Below are 17,410 nucleotides of genomic sequence, written 5' to 3' on the forward strand. Positions count from 1 at the left end.
CGCGTCGAATCTTCAGGATAATTAGGAAAAAGGGTTGTTTGAGTGAAAATCTTCACTATAGTTATGTGAGTAAGCTCACCCAGTGAAAGACAACCGATGACCACCGAGAGTAGCACCACCGCACCACCAGCCACCAGCGAACTGCTGGCCACGGTTGGTAACAAGGTGCGGTCCATGCGCAAGGAAAAGGGCATGACCCTGGCCAAGCTCTCGGATGTCACCGGGCTCAGTCAGGCGATCGTCAGCCAGATCGAACGCGGAATGGCCAACCCGTCCTTCACAACCCTTGCCCAGCTGGCCCATGGACTGGACATTCCCGTGGGAAGGTTCTTCATCGGCCAGGACCAAACCAAGTCACCCGTCGTTCGCAGATCCGCACGGCGGAACCTGAAAAACGTCACCCGCGAATCCGTGGGCGAGGCAGTTCACGAACTGCTCACTCCGGACCGTGACGGCACCATCGAAGCGCAATGGATCATGACGCCCCCCGGGCACGACACCAGCGCAACACCCTTTACCCACAGCGGGGAAGAGTTCTGCTACATCATCTCGGGCCGCAAGGACGTCTACTTGGACGGCGTCTGCTACAGCCTGGAAGAAGGCGACTCCATCACCTATCCGGCAGAAACCCCGCACTGGTACAAGAACAGCTACGAAGAGGTATGCGTAGCCATCTGGGTGAACGCACCACACAAGTGGTAGGCCAGCCGGTCCCCGCCGGCCCCTGCGTTTTCCCCTAGCTGTCCGGACCCAACCCGTGGCCCCGGACAATCCTTGCCACCTTCGCATCCTGCGCCTCCTCCAACAGGCGCCGCTGCGTCATACCCTCCTGCGCCCTCCCCGGCGCCAGCGTAAGGACACTTCCATGCTCGATATCCAAGCGACGGACAATGCCGTACCGTCATCCCGTTCGACCACTCCATCCCCCCGCAACCGCGACAAATTCTCCCCCGAAGTGCGTAAAGGACTCCTGGGCCTCGGCCTGGGAAACGCCCTGGAATGGTATGACTGGATGGTCTTCGGCCTCCTGTCCGCCTTCATCGGCCCGAATTTCTTTCCCAATACCGAGCCTCTCTCCGCCACCTTGAACGCGCTGGCCGTGTTCGCCGTCGGATTCGCTTTCAGGCCACTGGGCGGCATCCTGCTCGGGACGCTGGCGGACCGCATCGGCCGCCGCCGTGTGATGCTTTTGTCCATCATGCTGATGGCCGGCACCACCCTGGTCATCGCCGTAACCCCCAGCTACGCCACCATCGGCGCCTGGTCCGGCATCATCCTGGTGGCATGCCGCGTCCTGCAGGGCATCTCCACCGGCATCGAAGCCCCGCTCTCCACCTCCCACGCCGTTGAACTGGCTCCAGAAGGCCGCGAAGGCTACGTGGCCGGCATCATGTCTTTCTACGTCAACATCGGCATCCTGCTGGCCTCCCTCGTCAGCTTCGTCTGCAGCCTTACCATCGGTGGCGCCGCCATGGGGGAGTGGGGCTGGCGCATCCCGTTCATCATCGGCGCCTTGTTCGGCTTCGTGGTGCTCTACCTGCGGCGCTCGCTGCCCGAAACACTCAAGGAAGAAGAGCGCGCCGCCAACACCGCCAAGACCGTGTGGTCCGGTGTGGGCAAGCACTGGCTCTCCGTCCTGGCCATCATCTTCGTGGTGGGCGCCGCCCAGGCCTACAACTACGCCTGGAACGTGGGCTTGCCCAGCGCCGCCCGCAGTGGCTTCAAGGAAGACCCCACCGCCGTCTTCGCCCTAACCACCATCCTGGGCGTCATCCTCGTGGTGGGCAGCTGGATCATCGGCAAGCTGGCCGACGGCCGGTCAATGTCCCGCTGGTTCCTGGTGACCCGCGTCCTGGCCATCCCGTCCGTGTTCCTCATGCTCCTGTACGTCCAGCCCGGCATCGGCGGATTCGCAGCAGTCCTGTTGGGCGGCTCGATCGTCCTGGTCCTGAACATGACCCTCTACAACGTGGTCAGCTCCTCCCTGATGCCCAAGAACATCCGTGGCACCGGCGTGGCCCTGGGTTACGGCATCGGCGTGGCCGTCTTCGGCGGCACGGCCTCCTACCTCCTGGTCTGGCTGCAGTCCCTTGACCTCACCTGGGTCTTCCCGGTCTACGTAGCCGTCCTCTCCAGTCTCAGCATCGTTTTCTACCTCGCCGCACGCCGTACCAACGGCATCTTCGTCGGAAAGTAAGGACTTCCCTCATGAACAACACACCCAGCTTCGCCGCGCCCAAAACCGGTTCCCTGGAGCTCTCCACCACCACGGAGGACCTCACCGCCCCGGTGATTTCCCGGTCCAACGTCCTTGTGGTTGGTGGTGGCCCCGCAGGCGTGGCCGCTGCCGTCACCGCCGCCCGCTCCGGCGCCAAGGTGACCCTCCTGGAGCGCTACTCCTCCCTGGGTGGCCTGGCCTCCGGCGGCATGGTGCTGGTCCTGGATGACATGATTAACGGCCAGGACATCACCGTCACCGGCATCGTGTCCGAATACGTGGAACGCCTGCAGAAACTGGGCCTGGCCATCGTCCCGCCCGCCGAGGACCGCCGCACCTCCGAGGAACTCTGGAACAAGTGGGGCCGCTACGGCACCTTCGACTTCCACTCCCACACCAATCCCAAGCCCATCTGCTACGCCGCCGCGTTCGACCCTGACGGCTGGAAGCGCGTCTCGAACGACCTGGTCCGCGAGGCCGGCGTGGACCTGCGGCTGCACTCCTGGTTCTCCCGCCCCATCGTGGACAACGGCGTCATCAAGGGCGTCATCTGCGAAACCAAGCTCGGCCCGCAGGCCTTCATGGCGGACGTGGTCATCGACACCACCGGCGACATCGACGTGGCCTCCCGCGCCGGCGCCAGCTACGCCAAGGACAACTACCTCACCACCCTCGTGTTCCGGCTGGGCAACGTGGACACCGCCGCTGCAGAAGCCTTCGAGCAGGCCAACCCCAAGGAAGCGCGCGCCATCAACCGCAAGATCAAGCGCCTCTTGGGCGGGGCCTGGGAGCTGTGGTGGCTCAAGACCCCCATCGACGGCGTCGTGTGGTGCAACGCGCCGCACATGACCGGTTTTGATGGTGTGGATCCGGCAGGCATGACCGCCGCCGAGTTCTCCGCCCGGGACAAGATCTCCGAGGCCGTGGACTACGTCCGGGCCAACCTCCCCGGATTCGAAAAGTGCTACATGCTGGACGTCGCCTCCCAGATGGGCGTCCGCCAGACCCGCCTGCTGCAGGGCGAGTACGTTATGACCAAGGATGACGTCACGTCCCGCCGCCACTTCCAGGACAGCGTGGCCCGCGGCCGGGACTACTACTACCCGTACCGCTCGCTGCTGCCCAAGGAAGTGGACCAGTTGCTGGTGGCCGGCCGCCACTACTCCGCCACCCCGGAGGCGCAGAAGATGTCCCGCGAGATCCCGCCCTGCATGGCCATGGGACAGGCCGTCGGCGTCGCCGCCGCTCTCGCCGTCGAATCCGGCGTGCTGGTCCGCGACGTGGCGGCAGCGGACATCCAGCAGGGGATGCGCCGGCACGGCGCGGACCCCGGCGACGTCCCGTCGTCGAACGCCACCCTGGACGCCGAAGTGGCGGTCCTGGCGTGAGCGCGGCAACGGTAGAGCGGGTGGAGGAACGCACGACGGCGGCGGGCGCCAAGGCCGCTGCGTCACCGGTGCCCCTTCCGCTGGAGGGCATCCGGATCGTCGACTTCACCCAGGTGTTCATGGGCCCGTCCTGCACCCAGCTGCTGGGCGACTACGGCGCGGACATCATCAAGGTGGAGCGGCCCGGCGCGGGTGACATCTCCCGTAACTCGTTCCCGGACCAGGACGGCCAGGACAACCCGATCTTCCTGTCCATCAACCGCAACAAGCGCAGCGTCTCCGTGGACACGCGGACCGACGAAGGCCGCGAGGTGCTGCACCGGCTCCTGGCCGACGCCGACGTGGTGGTCAGCAACTTCCGCTCCGGCGTCATGGAGCGGATGGGCTTCGGCTACGAGGAGCTCAAGACGAATAACCCCGGCATCATCTGGGCCTCAGGCACCGGTTTCGGCCCGGTGGGACCGTACTCGCACAAGGGCGGCCAGGATGCGATTGCCCAGGCCTACTCCGGTGTGATGTGGCGGCGCGAATCGGATGACCAGAAGCCCGCGATCTACCCCACCACGCTCTGCGACTACATCACCGGCATGCACCTCATGCAGGGCATCCTGCTGGCGCTGCGGACGCGCCAGGCATCAGGCGTGGGGCAGAAAGTTGAGGTGACCATGTACGACTCCATGCTGCACCTGCAGATGCAGGAGGCCTGCATGCAGCTCAACCGCGGCTATGAGGTCAACTGGGGCGCCATGCCACTGAGCGGCGTCTTCGAAACCACCGACGGTGCCGTGTGCATGGTGGGCGGCTTTACCCCTGACCCGCTGGCGAGGATCTCCGACGCCCTGGGCCTGGACGAGGACCTCACCGAACGCCCCGGGTTCGCTACCCTGGAGCAGCAGTTCAAGAACAAGCCCGCCCTGCAGGCCATCTTCCGGGAGCACTTCGCCGCCAACACCACCGAGTACTGGACCGGGAAACTGGAGGAACAGGGACTGCTCAACGCTCCCGTCCACACGTTGGAACAGGCGCTCGCTGATGCCCAGACCGAGGCGAACGGCATGATCGTGGAGGCTGAACACCCGCGGGTGGGGACCGTGAAGATGCTCAACGCGCCCATCCGGCTCTCCGCCACTCCGCCCAGTATCCGCCGCGCCGCCCCCCGCCTGGGGGAGCACAACGTGGAGGTCCTGCTGGAGAACGGCTTCGACGCCGAGGCGATTGCCCGGCTTCAGCAGCTGGGAGTCCTGCGGTGACGGCAGTGGCAGAGCGGGTTGATGAGGTCACCCTCTTGATCAATGACGGCGTCGCAACCGTCACTATCGACCGCCAGCATGTCCTGAACGCCGTCGACGGTACCGCGCAGGCCCGGCTCAACCGGATTTGGGACCAGCTGGAACAGGACCCGTCAGTGCGGACCGTGGTCATCACCGGTGCCGGGTCCCGTGCCTTCTGCGTCGGAGCGGACATGTCCGCGTCCGCGGTGGATAAGACCGGCCTGGAGTATTGGGCCGGCCTGGACCCCAACGGCTTCGGCGGATTGAGCCTGCGCACCACACTGGACGTCCCCGTGATCGCCAAGGTCAACGGCTACGCGCTGGGCGGCGGGATGGAGATCGTCCTGGGCGCGGACATCGTGGTGGCCGTGGACAGCGCGAAGTTCGGGCTGACGGAGCCCCGGGTGGGGCGCTTGGCGCTCGACGGCGGCATCCACCAGTTGCTGCGCCGCGTCCCCTACACCCAGGCCATGGGCATGCTGCTCACCGGCCGGAAAGCCGACGCCGCCGAAATGCAGGCCATGGGCCTGGTCAACGAAGTGGTTCCTGCTGACGAACTCGACGACGCAGTGCAGCGCTGGGTGGACCAGATCCTCGCCTGCGCCCCCACCTCCGTCCGGGCGGTCAAGCAGATGGCTGCCCGGACTTCGCACCTGACGGCCGCCGAAGCACGCGGTCTCCGGCTGCCCGCCCTCATGGCCGCCCTGGACAGCGAAGACTCCGCCGAGGGCGTCCGCGCGTTCCAGGAAAAACGTCCGCCGGTGTGGCCGGGCCGCTGAATACACGTTTCCCACTAAGAGTTCCAACAAAAGAAGGACCACTCATGCCGCAATCCGCTGCGCCTGAAAACCGTGAATCCCTGGCCCCGGGCGTGTGGGGCGTTGTTGCCACCCCGTTCCAGGGCAGCACCCTGGACCTGGACCTGGACAGCCTCTCGGACCTCGTGGAACGCTACGAAACCATCGGCGCCACCGGCCTGACCGTCCTGGGCGTTTTCGGCGAGGCTGCCGCCCTCATTGCGGAGGAGCGGCGGCAGGTGCTGGAAATCGCCGTCGAATGCACCAGCCTGCCCCTGGTGGTGGGAGTGACGGCACTGGCCACCCGGCCGGCTATCGAGGAAATCCGTGCAGCCCAACAGGTGGCCGGCCACCGCCTTACTGCTGTCATGGTGCAGGCCAACTCGCCAAAACCGGAGGTGGTGGCCGCCCATCTGGACGCCATCCACCGTGCCACCGGCGTCAAGGTGGTGCTGCAGGATTATCCCCTCGCCAGCGGCGTCACCATCTCCACCGACGCGCTCATTACAGTGGTCAAAGCAAGCCCGTCCGTTGTTGCCATCAAGGCCGAGGCGCCGCCCACCAGCGTGGCCATCGGCACGCTCGGTGCTGCTACAGGAATCTCAGTGTTCGGTGGCCTCGGCGGCCAGGGACTGCTGGACGAGCTCCTGGCCGGGGCGGCGGGCGCCATGACGGGATTCTCCTACCCCGAGGCGCTCATCGCCTGCGTCCGGGCCTGGCGGCGGGAAGGGTACGCGGCTGCCGCGGCCCAACTGGTGCCCTACCTGCCGCTCATCAACTTCGAGCAGCAGGCCAAGGTGGCACTGGCCATCCGCAAGGAATGCCTGCGGGAACGGGGCTGGATCAAGGACTCAGGCGTCCGCGCCCCGGCGGCTGCCTTCCCCGAGAACCTGCGCCACGCCATGACCGCTCACCTCCGCGAAGCCGCCACGGCACTGAAGCTCACCAGTGCCCCCATTACGGCCGGGAGCCTCTGATGGACATGGGCATCGTCGGACGGACAGTGCTGGTGGCCGCCTCCACCGGAGGGCTGGGACTCGCCGTGGCTCGGGCGCTGGCTGCGGAAGGGGCCAAGGTTGCCATCGTGGGCCGGCGGCGGGACCGGGCCGATGAGATCGTGGGCGAGCTGCAGGCAGCATACGGCGGCATTCCCGGTTTCGCGGCCATCGCCGTCGAAGCCGACCTCACCGTTCAGGGCGGAGTGGAGGCGGCAGTAGCCCAGACCGAATCCGGCCTGGGTCCCATCGACATCCTGGTCCTCAACGGGCCCGGCCCCAAGCCCGGCGCCGCTGCCACCCTGGGCTCCGAGGACATCGCCGCGGCATTCGACACCCTGGTCAAGCCACACCAGGCACTGGTGGCCCTGACACTTCCCGGCATGCGCGAGCGGCGCTGGGGGAGGATCCTGGCCGTCGGGTCAAGCGGCGTGGCAGCGCCGCTGCCCAATTTGGCCATCTCCAACACCGGGCGCGCCGCGCTTGCTGCCTACCTCAAGACGCTCGCCGCCGAGGTGGCGCTGGACGGGGTGACAGTGAACCTCCTCCTGCCGGGAAGGATCGCCACGGACCGCGTCACAGAGCTGGACCAGGCCGCCGCCAAGCGCCGCGGCACCACGCTGGAAGAGATCCGGCTCGAGTCCCGGAAAACCATCCCCGCGCGGCGGTATGGGGAACCCGCCGAATTCGGCGCCGCTGCCGCCTTCCTGTGCAGCGCCCCGGCGTCGTACATCACCGGCGTGGCACTGCGGTGCGACGGCGGCCTCATCCGCAGCCTCTAGCCACACCCAACATCCTGAAGGAACACCATGACCTCCACCGCACTTGCCGCCGAAACTTCCACCGCCCACGCGCACCTCACCGCCCAGCACCTCATCAACGGCCAATGGCTTGGTGAGGCGGACACCCGGCGCATGAACCCCGCCCGGCCGGATGAGCTGGCGGCACTGTCACCCAGCGGAACCGCCGCGGACGTTGACGCCGCCATTACCGCCGCCGCAGCGGCGCAGCCGGCCTGGGCCGCACTGCCCGCCCCCTCCCGCGGAGCCATCCTCATCACCGCCGGAAACCTGCTGGTCGAACGGCAGGGCACCATCGCCGAGGACCTTGTCCGGGAGGAAGGCAAAACCCTGGCCGAAGCCAAGGGCGAAGTGAAACGCGCCTCCGACGTGCTGCGCTTTTTCGGTTCACTCGGCTGGGCCGCCAGCGGCGAAGTGCTGCCGAGCGGGCTGCCGGACACCACCATCACGACGCGGCGCGAGCCGCTGGGCGTCGTCGGCTTGATCACGCCCTGGAACTTCCCCATCGCCATCCCGGCCTGGAAGGCCGCGCCGGCACTGATCAGCGGCAATGCCGTTGTGATCAAGCCCGCGGAGCTCACTCCGTTGTCCGCCACGCACCTGGCCCGCGCCCTCCAGGACGCAGGACTGCCGGCGGGCGTATTCAACGTGGTGCACGGCAAGGGCCGCGTGGTGGGCGATGCTTTGGCCCGGGATCCCCGTATTGCCGGTATTTCCTTCACCGGTTCCACCAACGTGGGCCTGGGCCTCCAGGAGATCCTCAACGGCCGGCGCGCCCGCGTGCAGCTGGAGATGGGCGGCAAGAACGGCGTCCTGGTCCTGGATGACGCGGACCCGCGCAAGGCAGCCCAGGTGGTGGCTGCCGGGGCCTTCGGCCTCACCGGGCAGGCCTGCACCGCCACGTCCCGGGTGTACGTTACCCCCGGTATCCGCGCCGCCTTCCTCGACGCCCTCGTGGCGGAAGCCGCCAAGTACACGCCGGGCGACGGCCTGGAGTCGGCCATGGGTGCGGTGGTGAGCCCGCAGCAGTTCGAGCAGGACCAAGCAGCGGTGCGCGGTGCCGTCGAACGCGGTGCAACCCTCCTGCACGGAAAGCACGATGGCGACTCCTCCGAAGCGTTGTTCTTCCCCGCCGCCGTGCTCACCGACCTGGCCTTCGACGATCAGGCCGTGACCGAGGAGATATTCGGTCCCGTGGTGGCGGTCCTGGAGGTGGCTGACTACGAGGCAGGCCTGGCCGCCATCAATGACTCCCGCTACGGCCTGACCGCCGGCATCTGCACGGATTCGCTGGCCTTGGCCACCGACTTCTCCGCAAGGGCCCAGGCCGGCGTGATCAAAGTCAACCGGCCCACCGCCGGGCTGGACCTGAACGTGCCGTTCGGCGGCGTCAAGGACTCCTCAACCAACACGTTCCGCGAACAGGGCAGGTCCGCCCTGGAGTTCTTCACGTGGGCCAAGACCGTGTACACGGGTGTGTAGCTGCCATGACCTATGTGATCGCCCAGCCCTGCGTGGATGTGAAGGACAAGGCCTGTATCCAGGAGTGCCCGGTGGACTGCATCTACGAGGGCGAACGTTCGCTCTACATTCACCCATCGGAATGCGTGGACTGCGGTGCCTGTGATCCCGTGTGCCCGGTGGAGGCGATCTACTTTTCCGACGACGTCCCCGATGAATGGGCGGACTACGTCCTGGCGAACGTGGAGTTCTTCTCGGAGCTGGGGTCACCGCAGGGTGCATCAGCCGTTGGGAACCTGCACCGGGACCATCCGGTGATAGCAGGGGAAGCCGTTCCGTTGCGGTAACAGCCGTTCATGCCTTTGCCCAATAGTGGCCGCCAAGCCTTCCCGCTTGGCGGCCACTATTGCGTTAACGGCCAGAATTCGCGTGTGTTACAACTCTGTTGTTTTTGCTGCAACAGAGGCTTTTGTTCCTGATTGGATACCGCGCCGTCGGCCTTGTCGTATTGATGTGCGGATCCCGGGGATTAATCATTGCGAAACCTCTTGACTGTGTTGCGCGTCACGGCCTATCTTGAAACAACCACGTTGCAAGCAATGCAACTCTAACTTTCATTGGTGGTTTCATGAGTACCCAACAAAACTCACCCGAGGCAGGGATGGTTGCCGCTGACGCCAACGCTCCTGCCGGGGCTGGTGGCGGCATGGACAACGCCGTTGCCAGCAAGGACGTTCGACGCCGGGTGGTCACTGCGAGCTTCATCGGCAACTTTGTCGAATGGTTCGACTACGCGGTGTACGGCTATCTGGCCGCAGTAATTTCCTCAGTGTTCTTCCCTGAGGCCGATCGGCAGACTGCCCTGCTGGCAACCTTCGCCGTCTTTGCCATCTCGTTCTTCGTCCGTCCCCTGGGTGGCTTCTTCTGGGGTCACATCGGCGACAAGCTCGGCCGGCGCAAGGCGCTGTCCCTGTCCATCGTCATCATGTCCGTCTCAACCTTCTGCATCGCCCTCATCCCTGGTTACGGAACCATCGGCATGCTGGCCCCGGTCCTGCTGCTCCTGGTCCGCGTGGTCCAGGGCTTCTCGGCGGCCGGCGAATACGCCGGAGCATCAGCCTTCCTGGTGGAATACGCGCCGGCCAACCGCCGCGGACTCTATGCCGCCGTCGTTCCCGCCAGTACCGCCGCCGGCCTGCTCCTGGGGTCACTGATCGCGGCGCTCCTCAGCTCGGTACTCAGCACTGACCAGCTGCACGAATGGGGATGGCGGCTGCCGTTCCTGCTGGCCGCCCCCATGGGACTGATCGGCCGCTACATCCGCACCAGGCTGGAGGACACCCCGGCCTTCCGCGCACTGGCCGACCAGGAGGAATCCGCCCCCAAAGCCCCGGCCCTGGACATGTTCCGCACCTACCGCAAGCAGCTCATCATCGCCTGCGGGGCAGTGCTGCTCAACGCCGTCGGCTTCTACGTCATCCTCAGCTACATGCCCACCTACCTGTCCGAGGAACTGGGCTTCGGCCCCACCGAGTCCTTCCTGGCCACCACCATCGCCCTGGCCAGCTACATCGGCTTCATTTTCCTGACAGGACTCGCCTCGGACCGGTTCGGCCGCAAGCGCATGCTGATCACCGCGTCGGTCCTGTTCATGCTCCTGACCGTCCCCGCGTTCATGCTGCTGGATACCGGCAACTTCCTGGTGATCGTCCTGGTCCAGATCCTGCTGGGCGGCATGCTCACGCTGAACGACGGAACGCTCCCCAGTTTCCTGGCCGAACTGTTCCCCACCAAGGTCCGCTACAGCGGCTTCGCCGTCAGCTTCAACCTCTCCAATGCCCTGTTCGGCGGCACCGCCCCGTTCATGGCCACCCTGCTCATCGGCATGACGCAAAGCAAGCTGGCGCCGGGCTGGTACCTCGTGGCCGCATCCGCCGTGTCCCTCATGGCCGTGCTGTTCGCCACCGAAACCTCGCGGAAGCCCCTCAAGCACCTCTGACCAACCAGAGGCCCCTGACCCATCCGGGTACACAGACCAACCTCACTACGCAAACAACACCAACTGCACCAACAGCAGCTGGCACCCACTAGAAAGGCAACACCCGTGACTATCACTGCCGACAACGCCTCCTCCATCGCCGAACTCGAGCGCCTCAAGGTCCTGCACAACGGCACCAAGGGCAAGCTCACGTTCTCCGACGCAGAGTTCGAGCGCCGCCTTGGCGGCCTCCGCAAGATCATGGCCGCCAAGGAGCTGGACGCGGTCATCCTCACCAGCTACCACGGCATCAAGTACTACTCCGACTTCCTGTACACCACGTTCGGCCGCAACTACGCCCTGGTGGTCACCGCCAACGACTCCGTCACCGTCACCGCCAACATCGACGCCGGCATGCCGTGGCGCACCTCCTACGGCGAGAACATCGTCTACACCGACTGGCGCCGCGACAACTTCTACTTCGGCCTCCAGGAAGCCCTGCGCCAGCGAGGCGTCAAGGCCACCCGGCTGGGCGTCGAGGACGACTTCCTCCCGGGTCTGACCCGCGAAAAGATCGCCGCCGCGTTCCCCGGCGCCCAGCTCCTGGACGTCTCCCAGGACGCCATGCGCCAGCGCATGATCAAGTCCGCCGAGGAAATCGAAGTCATCAAGCACGGCGCCCGCATCGGCGACCTGGGCGGCGAAGCCATCCGCAACGCCATCCGCGAAGGCATCTCCGAGTACGAGGTGGCCCTCATTGGCACCGAGGCCATGGTGCACGAGATCGCCAGGACCTTCCCGGACCGCGAGGTCCGCGACACCTGGGTGTGGTTCCAGTCCGGCATCAACACCGACGGCGCCCACAACTGGGCCACCACCCGCAAGCTGCAGCAGGGCGACATCCTCTCGCTCAACTGCTTCCCCATGACCTCCGGTTACTACACCGCCCTGGAGCGGACCCTCTTCCTGGGCCAGCCGGACGAGCGCTCGCTGGAGCTGTGGAACATCAACGTCGAGGTGCACGAGCGCGGCCTGGAACTGATCAAGCCCGGCGCCGTCTGCAAGGACATCGCCGCCGAGCTCAACGAGATCTACATCAGCCACGGCCTGCTTGCCAACCGCACCTTCGGTTATGGCCACTCCTTCGGCGTCCTGAGCCACTACTACGGCCGGGAAGCCGGGCTGGAGCTGCGCGAGGACATCGACACCGTCCTGGAGCCCGGCATGGTGGTTTCCATGGAGCCCATGATCACGGTGGCGGACGGCCTCCCGGGCGCCGGCGGCTACCGCGAGCACGACATCCTGGTGATCGGCGAGGACAACACGGTGGAAAACATCACCAAGTTCCCGTTCGGCCCGGAACACAACATCGTCCAGGGATAACCATCTGAACAGCCGAAGCGGCGCCGTGCACCACGGCGCCGCTTTCGGTGTCCAGCCCCGACCATAGGGAAAGATGGTGTCCACCATGACTCCTGCGAAAACCCCAGACAGCAACGGCAGCGGAACCGGCACCAACGGCGGGACGGATGCCAAAGGAGCCTCCGTCGTCGTCAACGCGATCGCCGTCCTGCGCACCTTCACCGCGGACGAACCCCTGCTGGGCGTCACGGAAATCGCCAACCGTGTGGGCATGCACAAATCCAGCGTGTCCCGGATCCTGGCTACCTTCGAGCAGGAAAACCTGGTGGAACGCGACCCGGAGACCAAGCGGTTCCGGCTGGGCCTGGGGCTCATCGCCGTCGCCGGACCGCTGCTGGCCGAGATGGAGGAACGGCGCGTTGCCTACCCCGTCCTGCGGCAGCTGACCGAGCAGACCGGCGAAACCAGTGCCCTCATGCTGTGGAACGGTGACGAGGCCATCTGCGTGGAGCAGATCGCGAGCCACCACCAGATCAAGCACACCACGCCCCTGGGCGCCCGCTACCGTGATGCGATGAGCGCCTCGGTCCAGGTGTTCCTGTCCACGCTGCCGGCCGAACGGGTGCGTGAACTGTTGCGCAGCGGAACCATCACCTTTCCGGGACTGGACGACGACGGACTGGCAGCGTACGAAGCCCGGCTCCAGGATGTTGCGCAGCGGGGATGGGCGGGGAACTACGGCGAATCGTCCATGGACGAGGTGGGCGTGGCCGCGCCCGTCCGCGACCACCGCGGCGACGTTGTGGCGGCCGTCCTGATTCCGGCGCCGCGGTTCCGGGTGTCCAAGGAACAGTTCGAGAGTCTGGGGGAGGCCTGCGTCGCCGCCGCCGCCAAGGTGACCACCCGGCTGGGTGGCCGCCCGGGAAGCTGACGCTGCCTGGTCAGGCCCGTGCCGGCGGGGTGCCGGCTTGCTCCGTGACCGCGCTGACCGCGACCACACCGCCCCAGGGGTCGCTGATCACGGCACTCCTGAACCCGGGGGTATCCATGGGTGCCATGACAATGCCGCCGCCCAGGGCAACGGCCCGGTCGGCGGTCCTGTCTGCATCGGTGACCCCGAAGTTCACACTCCAATGTGGAGGAACAGTCACGCCGTCGGTGGGGGTAGCCACGGCCACCAGTTGGTCTTCGAGGAGCCACAGTGAAAACGGGGCGTCCGGCGGCGACGCCAGTTCCCAGTTGAACAACGCCCTGTAGAACTCCTGGGCCTTTCCAAGATCCGGGGTGTGCAGCGAACTCATGGCCCAGCTATTGGGCTGGTCTGCCAGCTCAACGCCGTCATTGACGCCCGCCTGCCGCAGGCAGAACAGCACGCCGGAGGAATCGGCAACCAGTTGCGAACGGGTCCCGGCGCCGATGGCCCCGAGCTGCCGGCCGCCCGCCTGTTCCGCCAGCGCTGAAGCCTTCCCGGCATCGCCCACCCTGATATGGGTCAGCCATCCCGCTGGTGACCCCGGCGGGGCCTGCCCCACGCCGCCTACGGAGCGGCCGTCAAGGCGCGCCAGACAGTACCCGTCCTCGAATCCCGGCACCTGTATCGGCTCGTCGAACGTCCAGCCGAACAGTCCGCCATAGAACTCTTTGGCACCCTGGGGGTCCGGTTGCCAGGTGTCGACCCAGCACGGCGCACCCACTAAGGAAGTATTCCGCTTTGCCATCCGCCGCGCCCTTTCCATCCGAGCTGCCCGGACCTGGGGGCCCGGCCACGGGGCAATGCCAGGCAAGCATACGTCCGGAAGCAGGGGCCCCGCAGGAGGTCAGGGCAGCCCGGCCATCCTCGCCGCCAGGTGCAGCGCCGCGAGCCGCCCCGTCCCGCGCGGATCCCCTCCGCAGAGCTCGAAAATCCGCTGCAGCCGGTGGTGCATCGACTGCCGCTCCAGGTGCAGTTCGCGCGCCGACTGCGCGGTATTGCAGCCGGAGTCCAGCCATACCTGCAGCGTCTCCAGCAGCTGGGACTGCCGCTGCGCATCATGCTCCAGGACCGCCCGCAACTGCCGGCTCACGAACGCCTCCCTGGACGAGGCATCCAGGCAGGTCAGGGCGAGGCTTTCCACGGCGGTGTCCTGGGCGTCAACCACAACCAGGCCCCGGGACGGGGGCCGCCTGCGCGCGGACGCATTCCGGCGGCGGATCTGCCGTACCTCCAGGGCGCGCCGGGCTTCCGCCAGTGACCAGGCTGCCTCCGCCACCCCGTCTGCCAGCGGCCCCACGGCGATCACGGCATCGTGGTCCCCCTCCAGTCCCTGCAGGGATTCCAGGAGCTGCCGCCGCTCGCCGGCCGTCTCGGTGCACGGCAGGCCGATCATCACCACCAGCTCGGTGTCATCCAGGTACGCGGCACAGGGAATCCGCTGCGAGCTCAGGAAGTTTTCGACGGCGCCGCGCAGCTCCTGCGGTGCCGCCGCGTGGATCGCGGCCACCACGGCGGGGGAGTCCGTGGGGAAGCCGGCGCCGGGGGCCAGCTGCTCGAGGCGCCACTCCGGTGCGGAATTCAGCACGGCGCGCATCAGTTCAGCGCCGGCCAGGGCGTGCAGTCCCGGAGGCGTGTGCTGCAGCAGCGCAAGGCCCAGGATGTCCACTGCGCGCTCGCCCGCCACCTGGGCCAGCGCCGTGTCCGCGACATCCGGCACGTGCACCTCGAGCCGCCCCATGAGGACCCCGCGCACGGGGATGTCCACGGTGATGACCGTTCCGCCGGCCACCGGGTAAAAGCCGCCGTGCCCGCCTGGCCCGGTGCCGTCGTCGTCCGCTGTTCCTTCTCCGGCTTCCGCGTCCACCCCGTTGCTCCAACCCTCCGGCGCCGCGCTGCCCATGGTCACTCCCCACGGGGAGGTGAGCTTCACGGCCGAGCCGGTGATGCCTGCCAGCACGCCCAGGATCTTGTCCAGTGAAGCGCCATGCGCCAGCTCGGCAGCCATGGCGCGCGTGGCGGCATCCGCCTGCTGCAGGTGCCCCACCGACTCGCTGACCAGCATGGAGTTGATGGCCTGCATGACGCCGACGAACGGGACCACCTTGCGCAGTTCCACCACGGGAAGGCCGTATTCCTCAGCCTTCTGCAGCATGTCCGCAGGAATTTCCGGCAGTGCACCGCCGGTCTCGATGGCCAGCGCAGCGACGCCGCGCTGCGCCAGCTCACGGACGTAGTCCCCGCGTCTGGCCGGGGTGGCGGTGGCCAGCGTGATCCCACCGCAGAGCAGCAGTTCACCGCCACGGAGCAGGGGAGCGATGTCCAGCACCTCACTGGAGTGGACCCAGCGGACCGGCTGCGCATCAGCCACCACGCCCTGGGGGTGGACCACAGGATCGGCGGCGGCGAGCGCGGGGTGGGCGAGTATTTCGCCAAGAAACACTGACACGACAGTCCGTAACGTAGTAGGAGGATTTATTCGACACATTGTATCTTGTTGCTTGTGATGGGGGCCACATAGCCTAGTTGGTACTTATCCACCTCACGGAGGCCCCCATGCAAGAAAAGCTTTCTACAGCCACGCACGGCCAACCTGACCAGGCCACGCAGGACCACAGCGCCGTGGACCACGAAGCCTGGCTGCAGCCCATCCCCGAATCAGCACGAACACGCAAGGTATCCGGCCAGTTCTGGATCTGGGCGGGCGCCAACCTGGCACCCATCAACTGGGTGCTGGGGGCACTCGGTATCCAGCTGGGACTCGGACTCGCGGACACCATCACCGTCCTGGTGCTGGGCAACCTGATCGGCATGCTGCTCTTTGGCTGCTTCGTCCTCCTGGGCCAGAAGACCGGAGCCACCGGCATGGTCCTGGCCCGGGCGGCATTCGGGCGGCGCGGCAACTACCTGCCGGCCGCCATCCAGGCCCTGCTGGTCATCGGCTGGTGCGCGGTGAACACCTGGATCATCCTGGACCTGGTCATGGCGCTCTTCGGAACCCTTGGCTGGGTTGACCCGGAAGCCCCCAACTACGGCTGGAAGATCGGCGTCGCCACCTTCATCATGGCCCTTCAGGTTGCCATCGCCTGGTTCGGCTACAAGGCCATCGCCGCCTTCGAGAAATGGACCGTGCCGCCCACCATCCTCATCCTGGCCGTCATGTCCGCGGTGGCCTGGTTTGGCATGGACATCGACTGGAGCTACGCCGGTCCCGCCGGCGCCGTCCTGGAAGGCTCAGAGCGGATCGCAGCCATGAGCGCCGTCATGACCGCCATCGGCATCGGCTGGGGCATCACCTGGTTCACCTACGCCGCGGACTACTCCCGGTTCGTCAGCACCAGCGTCCCCAAGAAAAAGGTCTACCTCGCTTCGGTACTGGGCCAGTTCATCCCCGTGGTGTGGCTCGGCGTCCTGGGCGCCAGCCTGGCCACCAACAGCGGTGAGATCGATCCCGGCAAGCTCATCGTCTTGAACTTCGGCGCCATGGCGCTGCCCGTACTGCTCATGGTGCTCCACGGCCCCATCGCCACCAACATCCTGAACATCTACACCTTCTCCGTGGCCACCCAGGCCCTGGACATCTCCATCAGCCGCCGCAAACTCAACCTGTTCGTCGGCGTCTTCTCGCTCGGCGCCGTCGTCTTCTTCATCTTCCAGGAGGACTTCGCAGCGGTACTCGACGCCTGGCTGATCGGCCTGGTGGCCTGGGTGGCCGCCTGGGGCGGAATCATGCTGGTGCACTACTTCTGGCTGGAAAAGCGCTGGCCGGGCGGCACCGACCGTCTGTTCGACGGCGTGGGCACCAAGCGGCTGCCGGTGGTCAACTTCGCCGGCGTCATCTCCCTCCTGGCCGGGATCTTCGCCACCTGGCTGTTCATGTACGGCCTGATCCCCATCATGCAGGGCCCCATCGCCGTGGCCCTGGGCGGCTGGGACCTGTCCTGGCTGGCCGGTGGACTGACCAGCGCCGGGGTGTACGCCATCCTCGGCCCGCGCCAGCACATCCGCTACCTGGCCCTCGAGCCACGCGCCGCACAGAAGGTGGACGCCACCCCTGGAGCGACCGCCCCCGAAGCAGGCAGCGCGGAGAGCACGCCCGCCCTTCCCGCCCTCTAAGCTCACCATCCCGTAGAACCTGGCGGGCGCCCACAGCGCCCACCGAAAGGATTT

At 66.6% G+C, this 17,410-nt stretch carries 15 protein-coding genes; 13 read left to right on the forward strand and 2 right to left on the reverse strand.

The window, feature by feature from the left end; translation table 11 throughout:
- Positions 1-96 precede the first annotated feature (96 nt).
- The 12 genes from BACI349Y_RS03435 to BACI349Y_RS03490 all read left to right on the forward strand — a co-directional run bounded on the left by BACI349Y_RS03435 (position 97) and on the right by BACI349Y_RS03490 (position 13,201).
- Positions 97-702, forward strand: a complete 606-nt coding sequence (locus BACI349Y_RS03435; RefSeq protein ID WP_159630478.1) for a helix-turn-helix domain-containing protein — start codon at positions 97-99, stop codon at positions 700-702.
- A gap of 163 nt (positions 703-865) precedes the next feature.
- Positions 866-2,197, forward strand: a complete 1,332-nt coding sequence (locus tag BACI349Y_RS03440) for an MFS transporter (RefSeq protein WP_159630480.1) — start codon at positions 866-868, stop codon at positions 2,195-2,197.
- Between the two features lie 11 nt (positions 2,198-2,208).
- Positions 2,209-3,606, forward strand: a complete 1,398-nt coding sequence (locus tag BACI349Y_RS03445) for an FAD-dependent oxidoreductase (RefSeq protein WP_159630482.1) — start codon at positions 2,209-2,211, stop codon at positions 3,604-3,606.
- Positions 3,603-4,856 (forward strand): CaiB/BaiF CoA transferase family protein, encoded by a 1,254-nt coding sequence (locus BACI349Y_RS03450; RefSeq protein ID WP_159630484.1) that lies wholly within the window; start codon positions 3,603-3,605, stop codon positions 4,854-4,856. Before BACI349Y_RS03445 ends, BACI349Y_RS03450 begins: the two co-directional genes overlap by 4 nt.
- Entirely contained in the window at positions 4,853-5,656 is an 804-nt protein-coding gene (locus BACI349Y_RS03455) for an enoyl-CoA hydratase-related protein (protein WP_159630486.1), read from the forward strand. The genes BACI349Y_RS03450 and BACI349Y_RS03455 overlap by 4 nt, the downstream gene beginning before the upstream one ends.
- Positions 5,657-5,700: 44 nt before the next feature.
- Entirely contained in the window at positions 5,701-6,651 is a 951-nt protein-coding gene (locus BACI349Y_RS03460) for a dihydrodipicolinate synthase family protein (RefSeq protein WP_159630488.1), read from the forward strand.
- Positions 6,651-7,451, forward strand: a complete 801-nt coding sequence (locus tag BACI349Y_RS03465; RefSeq protein WP_159630490.1) for an SDR family oxidoreductase — start codon at positions 6,651-6,653, stop codon at positions 7,449-7,451. The genes BACI349Y_RS03460 and BACI349Y_RS03465 overlap by 1 nt, the downstream gene beginning before the upstream one ends.
- Before the next feature lie 27 nt (positions 7,452-7,478).
- Positions 7,479-8,951 carry an aldehyde dehydrogenase family protein gene (locus BACI349Y_RS03470; RefSeq protein WP_159630492.1) on the forward strand — a complete coding sequence of 491 codons (1,473 nt, stop codon included), beginning with the start codon at positions 7,479-7,481 and terminating at the stop codon, positions 8,949-8,951.
- 5 nt (positions 8,952-8,956) lie between these two features.
- Positions 8,957-9,277 carry a ferredoxin gene (fdxA, locus tag BACI349Y_RS03475; protein WP_159630494.1) on the forward strand — a complete coding sequence of 107 codons (321 nt, stop codon included), beginning with the start codon at positions 8,957-8,959 and terminating at the stop codon, positions 9,275-9,277.
- A gap of 281 nt (positions 9,278-9,558) precedes the next feature.
- On the forward strand, positions 9,559-10,929 hold the full coding sequence (locus BACI349Y_RS03480; RefSeq protein WP_159630496.1) for an MFS transporter: 1,371 nt from the start codon (positions 9,559-9,561) through the stop codon (positions 10,927-10,929).
- A gap of 105 nt (positions 10,930-11,034) precedes the next feature.
- Complete coding sequence (locus BACI349Y_RS03485; RefSeq protein WP_159630498.1) at positions 11,035-12,291, forward strand: aminopeptidase P family protein; 1,257 nt, start codon at positions 11,035-11,037, stop codon at positions 12,289-12,291.
- 73 nt (positions 12,292-12,364) lie between these two features.
- On the forward strand, positions 12,365-13,201 hold the full coding sequence (locus BACI349Y_RS03490; protein WP_159630500.1) for an IclR family transcriptional regulator: 837 nt from the start codon (positions 12,365-12,367) through the stop codon (positions 13,199-13,201).
- Positions 13,202-13,211: 10 nt separating this feature from the next.
- Here the strand turns inward: BACI349Y_RS03490 and BACI349Y_RS03495 are convergent, their stop codons facing one another.
- Positions 13,212-13,964 carry a VOC family protein gene (locus tag BACI349Y_RS03495; RefSeq protein WP_236560710.1) on the reverse strand — a complete coding sequence of 251 codons (753 nt, stop codon included), beginning with the start codon at positions 13,962-13,964 and terminating at the stop codon, positions 13,212-13,214.
- 123 nt (positions 13,965-14,087) lie between these two features.
- Positions 14,088-15,689 (reverse strand): PucR family transcriptional regulator, encoded by a 1,602-nt coding sequence (locus tag BACI349Y_RS03500; protein WP_159630504.1) that lies wholly within the window; start codon positions 15,687-15,689, stop codon positions 14,088-14,090.
- 107 nt (positions 15,690-15,796) lie between these two features.
- Between BACI349Y_RS03500 and BACI349Y_RS03505 the strand changes: the two genes are divergently transcribed.
- Entirely contained in the window at positions 15,797-17,356 is a 1,560-nt protein-coding gene (locus tag BACI349Y_RS03505) for a purine-cytosine permease family protein (RefSeq protein WP_159630506.1), read from the forward strand.
- Positions 17,357-17,410 lie beyond the last annotated feature (54 nt).

This window comes from Arthrobacter sp. 8AJ, from assembly GCF_902506025.1.
Taxonomy (GTDB): domain Bacteria; phylum Actinomycetota; class Actinomycetes; order Actinomycetales; family Micrococcaceae; genus Arthrobacter.

What these genes read in the sequence shown, in the direction of transcription:
- BACI349Y_RS03480 (WP_159630496.1), top strand. Translation starts at nt 9,559, where the DNA reads ATGAGTACCCAACAAAACTCACCCGAGGCAGGGATGGTTGCCGCTGAC.
- BACI349Y_RS03440 (WP_159630480.1), top strand. Translation starts at nt 866, where the DNA reads ATGCTCGATATCCAAGCGACGGACAATGCCGTACCGTCATCCCGTTCG.
- BACI349Y_RS03505 (WP_159630506.1), top strand. Translation starts at nt 15,797, where the DNA reads ATGCAAGAAAAGCTTTCTACAGCCACGCACGGCCAACCTGACCAGGCC.
- BACI349Y_RS03490 (WP_159630500.1), top strand. Translation starts at nt 12,365, where the DNA reads ATGGTGTCCACCATGACTCCTGCGAAAACCCCAGACAGCAACGGCAGC.
- fdxA (WP_159630494.1), top strand. Translation starts at nt 8,957, where the DNA reads ATGACCTATGTGATCGCCCAGCCCTGCGTGGATGTGAAGGACAAGGCC.
- BACI349Y_RS03460 (WP_159630488.1), top strand. Translation starts at nt 5,701, where the DNA reads ATGCCGCAATCCGCTGCGCCTGAAAACCGTGAATCCCTGGCCCCGGGC.
- BACI349Y_RS03435 (WP_159630478.1), top strand. Translation starts at nt 97, where the DNA reads ATGACCACCGAGAGTAGCACCACCGCACCACCAGCCACCAGCGAACTG.
- BACI349Y_RS03465 (WP_159630490.1), top strand. Translation starts at nt 6,651, where the DNA reads ATGGACATGGGCATCGTCGGACGGACAGTGCTGGTGGCCGCCTCCACC.
- BACI349Y_RS03445 (WP_159630482.1), top strand. Translation starts at nt 2,209, where the DNA reads ATGAACAACACACCCAGCTTCGCCGCGCCCAAAACCGGTTCCCTGGAG.
- BACI349Y_RS03470 (WP_159630492.1), top strand. Translation starts at nt 7,479, where the DNA reads ATGACCTCCACCGCACTTGCCGCCGAAACTTCCACCGCCCACGCGCAC.